Here is a 3,898-nt window from a genome sequence, read left to right as displayed (position 1 = left end):
CTTCCCCATGAAGAGGAAGGTGGTTGTGGGTGGGTTTGGGTGCCGTCCTTCTTGGGGATGGGTTTCCATTCKATCGCCTTCCCCATGAAGAGGAAGGTCTTTGATGGCCCGGATGTTGACCGAGCGTTGTTGGAAGTTTCCATTCGATCGCCTTCCCCATGAAGAGGAAGGAGTACCCCTATAGTAGCCGCTCCCTGAGCGAACTGCAACCCCCTATTCCGAGGGATGCCGGTTGCAAGCAAGTAATGTTTTTTATACGACATAGCATAAAACCATCAAAGCCGCTTCCTGAGCGATTCCGAGGGATCCAACGCATCAATGGGGGTTCGAGGCTCTGGGGTCGATCCCTCGGCAGAATAGGGGGGGGAGAGTGTTGCCACAACGTGTTGGAGCACCTGCTCAGGGGAGCCTAGTCCCTGTACAGAGCCGTTCAAGTAAAGGACATAGTCGCAGGTTGCTTTGATCCGCTCAAGGTGGTGGGACACCTGCAAAATTGTCCAGCCCTCTTCTTCTTTGAGTTCTGTCAGCAGATCATAAAACTGTTGTTCGGCATGGTGGTCTAGGCCAGCGGGGGCTTCGTCCAAAATTAATAGGCGACGGGGCTGCACAAGGCAATAGGCGAGTAATGCCCGTTTGGTTTCTCCTCCCGACAGAGCACTCATGGGCTGTGTGGCTAAGTGGTTGAGGTGCAACCGCCGCAGGCTATGGGCAATGGCGCGTTGGCGATCGCGCCGATGGTGCCATGGCCACTGCCATGTTTGACAGTCCCAGCCCAGCCCAACAAATTCCGCTACCGTAATGGGAATGCGGCGATCGCACTGAAAACTTTGTGGTAAGTAGGCCACCTGCTGGCGGACATAGGGCAGCAAGCGCCGATAGCTCATGCCATAGCCCAATAGTGTGACCCGACCAGCTTGGTAAGGAATAATTCCCAACAGAGCTTGAATTAGACTCGTTTTCCCCGCACCATTGGGACCAACAATTGCCATGTTTGTATGGGCTGGCAACCTAAAAGAAATATTTTCGACCACGCGGCGATCGCCCCGCCACACCGAAAGATTCTCTACTTCAAGAAGGTATTCGTCCACCATGGTGTCTCGGTATTGCTAAAAGGCCGGACGTAAAGCAGCCACCGGCCAGACAACCGCCACCGACTGAGGCGATCGGTAGGTTTGGGTCTCAGTACCAAACGCTGTCGCCAAATTACGAATATTCTGCCGCATCGTTGCCAAGAAGTACTCTGGCGTGAGGTCTGCAACAGAGGGTGCTGTTTCCAACGGGTCAAAAACACTGACCTTCACCCCCATATCCTGAGCAAGGCTAGCAAACACCTGCTCCTGCCCCGGTTCAGTCAGCAGCGTTTTCAGTTGGCTAGTTTGCACCACCTCCATCACCCGCCGAACATCTGCTGGCGCCGGACTCTCTTCCGGCACACCCACTAAAAAGTCAACTTGGAGATTGTAACTGTCGGCAAAGTAAGGGGCAAAATCGTGATAAACCACAAACGTTTTGCCCGCAAACGGAGATAGCTTGGCCTCCGCCTCAGCATCCAAGGCTCTGAGTTCGTCAATAAAAGTGGCAGCGTTGGCTCTATAAATTTCGGCACCCTCAGGATCGATCGCTATCAACCCATCACGAATGTTTTCCACCTGTTGCACTGCCCGCTTGGGATCTAGCCAAATGTGCGGGTTAAACTCACCGTGACTATGATCGTGAGTGTGGCTATGGTCATGCGGTTCATCGTCCACCAGTGTTGCGACCCCAACGCTGCTATCAATAATCTTCAGGTTAGGATTGTCTGCGTTGTCAATTAAAGGCTCTAAAAATGCCTCCAGATCAAGGCCATTTTTCACCAGTGCCGCTGCTCGGTTAATCTCCTGCACATCCTGAGGCCGCGCCTGAAAATCATGGGGATCAACATTGGCAGGCACTAACTGCGTCACCGTTGCCCGATCGCCCACAACCGCCTTTGTAAAGGCAGTCATCGGCAAAAACGTCGTCACCACTGTCAATTGAGGAGTGGCAACCGGCTCCGTTGGGGTCTCTGTTTCAGTTGTCTGTGTTGGCGCACAACCGCCCAGCAGCACACTGATAAGCAGCACTCTCCCGAGCGATCGCCACCAACCCGCCCCTAACGCATTGCAACCCATAGGACAACCCACGAATGATAACCATTCTCAGATTTATCATATAAAACCGCCTTCGGCAAGGGCAGCCTGGCACCGCCGCTGCCGTAACGTGGGTTGGAGTCTCCGCCTTAATTTCCCACAAAAGATGGGGGTCTAGCTTGCCCCCACCCAAGGGATTGTTGCTATGGAGTTAGACCGAGCGACCTCTAGCCTTCGACGTTCAGGAAGGGGAGTAATGCCATCACCCGTGCCCGTTTAATCGCTACTGCTAGCTGCCGTTGCTGCTTGGCCGTCAAGCCAGTGACTCGCCGGGGCAAAATTTTACCCCGCTCGGTAATAAATCGCCGCAGCAGATCAACATCTTTGTAGTCAATAGGCTCGCCGGGGGCAATAGGAGAAATACGTCGCCGATAAAATGCCATAGCTGTTGTTCCTTAACCGTACCGCGCTAATCTGGACTATTTAATTTCTTTGTGAATTGTATGTTTGTTGCAGTGGGGGCAGAATTTTTTTAGTTCCAAGCGTCCTGTAGTGGTGCGCCGATTCTTGGTCGTGGTGTACCGCGACACGCCGGGAGAGCGCTGAGCAGAGTTGCTGCGGCATTCCGTACACTCGAGGGTGATAATGATTCTGGCACCTTTTGCTTTAGCCATGATGTTGCCTATCTATCCAGTGAGCCGATCTCTGATTATCGCACATTTTTACGGAGTTTAGTCACAATTTCAATGATCTTACGATCTAGGTAAAACCCCCGGCGACAGCGATAGACACTGGTTCCCCCAACGCGATCGTGGAGGGTGCGGTGCTCCTCATCAATCCAGGCTAAGCTACAGTCCACTGCGAGGGGCATCAGCAAGATAATCAGGGCAAAGTTAACGCCGTAGGACTCAACGCCGACCAAGGCCAGCAGGGCGCACGAGCCAATCACTAGCTCCCGCTTACTAAGAGAGAGCAGATCGGGGGTGCGATCGCGCCCATCGAGTAGGCGCACATTCATCAACCAGTGTCCTGGGCTTTGCCCCTTATTGCGGTTGACCATTGCCACCCGCAGCAGCCACCACACCACAGCAAACACAGTAATTTGTCCCCACTGAATCGCGGCACCTGCGGTAATACCAACCACGCTCGTGAGCCAGATCACCAGAAAATCAATACTGGTGGCGATCGCCCGTCGCCATGGTTGGGCAAGGGGCAACGGCGGAGGATACTGACGGGAAAGAGCCATAGAAGAGTCTGCCGTCTTACGTACGAGCCAACCTTACCATGATACTGGTTGTGCTTCAGAAGACCGGTGACACTCCCCGCCGTGGAACGGCGAGGCTTCTCTGAGTTAGGCTAGAGCAAAGCCAATCTGCTCTAACTTGACCTTAGAAGGGGCTGCCACAGCCCCTCTACACACTCCACTCAAATCGATATTGAGCTTTGTGCTTACCTTTCTCATGATATTGCAGGCTCCATTACAGTCTGCATTGATGAGCCATCCTTGCGCAGTCCGGTACAGACCTCTAAGAATTCGTTTTCCTGATGCCTTCCACCCTTCAGGTTTTTCGCCGAACGTAGGCAAGAAGTCATTATCAAAAAACGAGGCTTGAGACGTATACGATTCTTCGGTTTCGACTAATCGAATCCCGACAATTAAACAAAGCTGCTTAATTCGTCCAAACAGCTTGTAGTGCGGAATTTGCACGAACTCCTGATTCGTTTTTGCACCCAAATTGATTTCATCTTTCTGCCCGTTGTTTCGACCGTAGATGATCGTATCGATGAGA

5 protein-coding genes and 1 pseudogene are annotated in these 3,898 nt (G+C 52.8%); all 6 read right to left on the bottom strand.

All coding sequences use genetic code 11. The features are described 5' to 3' along the window. Positions 1–275 precede the first annotated feature (275 nt). Positions 276–1,091 (bottom strand): metal ABC transporter ATP-binding protein, encoded by an 816-nt coding sequence (locus tag L5220_RS14085; protein ID WP_499574269.1) that lies wholly within the window; start codon positions 1,089–1,091, stop codon positions 276–278. A 15-nt stretch (positions 1,092–1,106) separates the two neighbouring features. Further along, the gene (locus tag L5220_RS14080; RefSeq protein ID WP_499574267.1) at positions 1,107–2,150 is read right to left on the bottom strand and encodes a metal ABC transporter solute-binding protein, Zn/Mn family; all 1,044 of its coding nucleotides are present in this window, start codon (positions 2,148–2,150) and stop codon (positions 1,107–1,109) included. Between the two features lie 185 nt (positions 2,151–2,335). After that, on the bottom strand, positions 2,336–2,551 hold the full coding sequence (gene rpsR, locus L5220_RS14075; RefSeq protein WP_099798302.1) for a 30S ribosomal protein S18: 216 nt from the start codon (positions 2,549–2,551) through the stop codon (positions 2,336–2,338). Between the two features lie 36 nt (positions 2,552–2,587). Continuing rightward, complete coding sequence (rpmG, locus tag L5220_RS14070) at positions 2,588–2,782, bottom strand: 50S ribosomal protein L33 (RefSeq protein WP_099798301.1); 195 nt, start codon at positions 2,780–2,782, stop codon at positions 2,588–2,590. A gap of 35 nt (positions 2,783–2,817) precedes the next feature. After that, on the bottom strand, positions 2,818–3,354 hold the full coding sequence (locus L5220_RS14065; RefSeq protein ID WP_499574265.1) for an RDD family protein: 537 nt from the start codon (positions 3,352–3,354) through the stop codon (positions 2,818–2,820). A 105-nt stretch (positions 3,355–3,459) separates the two neighbouring features. Beyond that, positions 3,460–3,898, bottom strand: a pseudogene (locus tag L5220_RS14060) (RNA-guided endonuclease TnpB family protein); the annotation flags it as partial.

Source organism: Synechococcus sp. PCC 6716, assembly GCF_022570815.1.
GTDB classification, from domain to species: Bacteria; Cyanobacteriota; Cyanobacteriia; order Thermosynechococcales; family Thermosynechococcaceae; genus Thermosynechococcus; species Thermosynechococcus lividus.
The sequence above is the reverse complement of the archived record's forward strand: the minus strand, read 5'-3'. Positions and strand labels throughout refer to the sequence as shown.